This window comes from Clostridium sp. (genome assembly GCF_032552055.1).
Taxonomy (GTDB): domain Bacteria; phylum Bacillota; class Clostridia; order Clostridiales; family Clostridiaceae; genus Clostridium.
This window is the reverse complement of sequence record NZ_JAWGSV010000273.1, coordinates 1-4,161: the sequence shown is the minus strand read 5'-3', so window position 1 is coordinate 4,161 and position 4,161 is coordinate 1. Positions and strand designations below refer to the sequence as shown.

At 29.8% G+C, this 4,161-nt stretch carries 4 protein-coding genes; all 4 read right to left on the bottom strand.

What is annotated here, in order from left to right; genetic code table 11:
- Nucleotides 1–145: 145 nt before the first annotated feature.
- The gene (locus E6248_RS14000; RefSeq protein ID WP_316341403.1) at nucleotides 146–982 is read right to left on the bottom strand and encodes a DegV family protein; all 837 of its coding nucleotides are present in this window, start codon (nucleotides 980–982) and stop codon (nucleotides 146–148) included.
- 17 nt (nucleotides 983–999) lie between these two features.
- Nucleotides 1,000–1,464 carry a tRNA (cytidine(34)-2'-O)-methyltransferase gene (locus tag E6248_RS13995; RefSeq protein ID WP_136007893.1) on the bottom strand — a complete coding sequence of 155 codons (465 nt, stop codon included), beginning with the start codon at nucleotides 1,462–1,464 and terminating at the stop codon, nucleotides 1,000–1,002.
- Between the two features lie 160 nt (nucleotides 1,465–1,624).
- Entirely contained in the window at nucleotides 1,625–2,461 is an 837-nt protein-coding gene (locus tag E6248_RS13990; protein ID WP_316341402.1) for a Cof-type HAD-IIB family hydrolase, read from the bottom strand.
- 268 nt (nucleotides 2,462–2,729) lie between these two features.
- A partial coding sequence (locus E6248_RS13985) for a VanW family protein (RefSeq protein ID WP_316341401.1) occupies nucleotides 2,730–4,161 on the bottom strand: 1,432 nt, incomplete at its 5' end.

Genomic DNA, 4,161 nt, shown 5'->3' with positions numbered 1-4,161 from the left:
TACGATTGTCAGTCGTTGCAATTATATCATAGGAGTTTTTTCTGTTCAGAGCTTAAGCCATTTTATCCACTGGCATAGCCAGTGGTTTTCAATACAATACAAAAATGCGTATCACTAAACTGTGATACGCATTTTTAGTTCTTTTCTATTTACTTAAAAAGAATAATCCGCAAACTCTATTCCCTGAGTGTATTCCTACAGCACAACCTGGATTAGTTTCTATATACTTAATATTATTTTCTTCTAAATAACTTTTAAGTTCAGCCTTTATTTCTGGACTCACTATTTCTATTAATATTACTGGCTCATTTTTATCTGGGTTACCATTTTCATAATCAGATATAATTTTCTTTATTACCTTCTTATTTCCTCTAATCTTATCTTTTGCAACCATCATTCCATCTTCAAAGCCAATAATTACTCTAAGACCTAAAGCAGTACCTATTGCCCCTGCTGTTTTAGAAATTCTTCCGCCTCTTACTAAGTTCTCTAAAGACTCAAAACAAAGAGATGCCTTCATTCTAGACTTCATTTCATCTATTTCTTTCTTTATCTCTTCAGCAGCAAATCCTTTATCTCTTAGCTCACAAGCTTTTAATACAAGTAAACCCTGAGCTGATGTAATTACTTGAGTATCTACTATAACTATATCATCAGATTCTATCATATCTTTAGCGATACAAGCTGAATTATAAGTTCCACTCATATTAGAAGACATTAATATTGCTAATACTTTGTAGCCTTCATTTAATGCATTTCTAAAGTATTCTTCAAATCTACTTGGTGTTATTTGAGCAGTAGTTGGTAATACCTTCTCTCGCTCTATCTTTTCTTGCATTTCTTTAAGATTTATTTCTTCTCTATCTACGTAACTTTTATCTCCAAAATTAATTAGTACAGGTAGTATTTCAATATTATTTTCTCTTATTAATTCTTCTGGAAGATCTAGACAACTATCTGTCACTATTTTTATTTTTTCCATTTTCTATTCCCCCTAATCTACTTCATTTCAGGAAAACCAATTTGTCTTAATGCCTCATAAGCTACTATTGCAACTGTGTTTGAAAGATTTAAACTCCTTGTGCTAGTTTTTATCATTGGAATTCTAATACCTTTATGAGCAGTATGTACTTCTTCAGGAACACCAGCAGATTCTCTACCAAACATTATGAAATCTCCTTCTTTATATTCGACTTCATCATAATGTTCTGTTGCATGAGTAGTTGATAAAAAGATTCTTTCATTTCCGTACTTTTTCATAAAATCTTCATAACTTTCATGAATCTCTAATTTTAATTCGCTCCAATAATCTAATCCAGCTCTTTTCACTTGTTTATCATCTATTTTAAATTTCATTGGTTTTATTAAGTGTAGAGTTGAGTTAGTCAAAACACAAGTTCTAGCAATATTACCAGTATTTTGAGGTATCTCTGGTTGATATAATACTATATTTAAATTGTTCATCTGTATTTCCTCCAATAAAAAAGTAAGATTTACACCTTACTTATCTAATACCATAATAAAAATAATACTATATGAAAACTCATTAGTCAAAGTCATTTGCACTTTATTAACATAATATTTTTTTATACAATATATATTACTTATTTCTACAAATTCCTCGCTAAATATCAAATATTTTTTTTAATGCCTTTGCTACTCCATCTTCTTTATTAGTATCTGTAACAAAATCTGCAAGGTCTTTTACTTTTTCTATTGCATTTCCCATTGCAACTCCAAGACCTGCATATTCAATCATCGAAATATCATTTTCATTATCACCAATGCATACTATTTCTTCTCGCTTAAATCCATAATACTCAGCTAAAGCCTTTACTGCGTTACCTTTTGATGCACCTCTATTATTAATTTCAAGACTTTTTGTTCCTGATCCAAAATATATAATATCATCAAATTCATTTAACTTACTCCTAAGAGCCATTAATTTTTCAGGTTCTAAAGAGAAGGCTATACTTTTAGTAATCTTCCCATTAGTTCTAATAAAAAATTCTTCCCATTTCTTTAAATCCCTAATCACATTATAATGAATTCTTAAATCATCAAAACCACTTTGCTTTGTCATATATAATTTAGTAGCTACCTTAGTCAGATAATTTCCGCAGTATATTTCATCTGATGTATAAAAGTGAAATAATAAATTTAAACTTTCAAGAGTTTTCACTAACTTAATGCAAGTTTCTGTTTTTATAGGATTTTCGTATATTATTTTATTAGTATATTTATCTCTAACTATAGCTCCATTTGCTGCAATAACTGGAGACTTTACACCTAAAAGATGAGAGTAATAGGCAGCATTATTATATATTCTTCCTGTAGTTACTACTACTTCTATTCCCTTATCATGCAATTTTTTAATTACTCTCTTGCTTTCATCCGATACTTTTCTCCCCTTACCTAGTAAAGTTCCATCCATATCAATGCAAACCATCTTATATGCCATAAATACTCCTTTACCATAACCTTTATTTTATATTTATAATATCACTATAGTTTAATTTCAACAATAAACTTAACAATATAATAACAATAAAATGCAAAGCATTTTAAAATAAAAAAATTAAGGTAATGAAAGAATGAAAAATGAAGGAAGAGGTTTTGCTATGCAAAACCTCCTTATTTTAAATATTCTCTTATAAAAAATTTCTATTTTTTATAAGCATTCTTTCATTTCTTCATTCTTTCATTAATAAAATGCTTCGCATTTATGACTAGTTGTTTGGTTTTTTCTCTGGTTCAGTTTTATTATTTGTTGTATCTTCTTTTTTAGGATCTTCCTTTTTGCTGTCTTCTTTCTTAGGAACATCCTTCTTCTTAGTTCCTCTTTTAACTATTGTATCTGTAGTCATGTAAACATCTGTTGCAATAAATTCTCTATCTACTTCTACTCCATTTTCATAAGTTACTTGATAAGAACTTGCCTTGTATCCTGGCATTCCATGAGATACTACCTTTTCAGTTCCTTCTTCCATAGTTGGATCATCTTCATACTTTATTTCAGGGTTGTACTTTTCATGAATTTCATTTACTAACTCATAAGTCTTATTCCCCATTGCCTCAGCATCTCCATATAAAGTAAAGTTTACTACTCCACCACTAACAGAGCCTTGAATATATACTGGAAAATCGTAAGTATTTACAAACTTATAATCTATATAAGGATTAGCCACTGTTGCATCTAATCCTGGATCAGAATAAGAAACTGTAAGGGAGTGATTCATCCTTTCTGTTGATCTAATATTTGCATTCATCACTGCTCTGTAAAGAGTAGTTGAAACTTGACATATTCCACCACCATAGTCAGGAACTATTTCATTTCCTACATAGGTATTAGCTTTTTCATAGCCTTTTTCTGGAGTAGTATCTCCAATTAATCCATTATAACTAAATTCATCTCCTGGCATAAGAATTGTCCCATTTACTATATCTGCAGCAATTTCCATATTCTTAACTCTACCATCGCCAGTATTAACATAACTAGTGCTATAACTACTTATTTTCCCATTAATTCTAGTTAAATCTTCAGCTTTTATTTTAGCTTCTTCAATCACTAAATCAAAAGTTAAAACTGCCTCATTGCCTGGATCTGCATTTATATTATCCACTAAAGTATTATGAAGTTCTTCCTTATTTATAGTTTTACCTGAAACCTCATCAGTAATAGATATATTTCCTGAATTTATTTCAATTGAAGCATTTATAGGTTTTACTCCCACCTCATCAATAACTTTATTTTCAAAGGCTACTAAAGCTTCTTCATCATAAGAAAGTTTTGTATCTAAATTAGTGGTCTTTTTTCCCTTTATATATGAGTTCTTAGTAAAGGTACCTTCATCCTTCCCTACTATCATAGCTTCTTTTGCTACTTCTTCTGGATTATAACTTGGCTTTAATTCCTCATAAGTCAGTTCTAAAGTTTTATCCTCTACTTTAACTACTAACTTCTTGTCCAAAATCATATCAGGCAATTTTTCTTTAAGTACCTTAGCTGCTTCTTCCTCATTTAATCCGCCTAAGTCTACACCATAAACAGTTACACCTGGATATATTTTACCTTGCCATGATGCTACTTTTTTATTAACTGAAAAAACATAACTTATAATACCTATTATTACAATTAAAATTATTGCACCAGCTAATATC

Bases quoted from the DNA above. Each gene is read 5' to 3' on its own strand.
- E6248_RS14000 (WP_316341403.1), bottom strand. From the start codon at position 982: ATGGAAAAAATAAAAATAGTGACAGATAGTTGTCTAGATCTTCCAGAA.
- E6248_RS13995 (WP_136007893.1), bottom strand. From the start codon at position 1,464: ATGAACAATTTAAATATAGTATTATATCAACCAGAGATACCTCAAAAT.
- E6248_RS13990 (WP_316341402.1), bottom strand. From the start codon at position 2,461: ATGGCATATAAGATGGTTTGCATTGATATGGATGGAACTTTACTAGGT.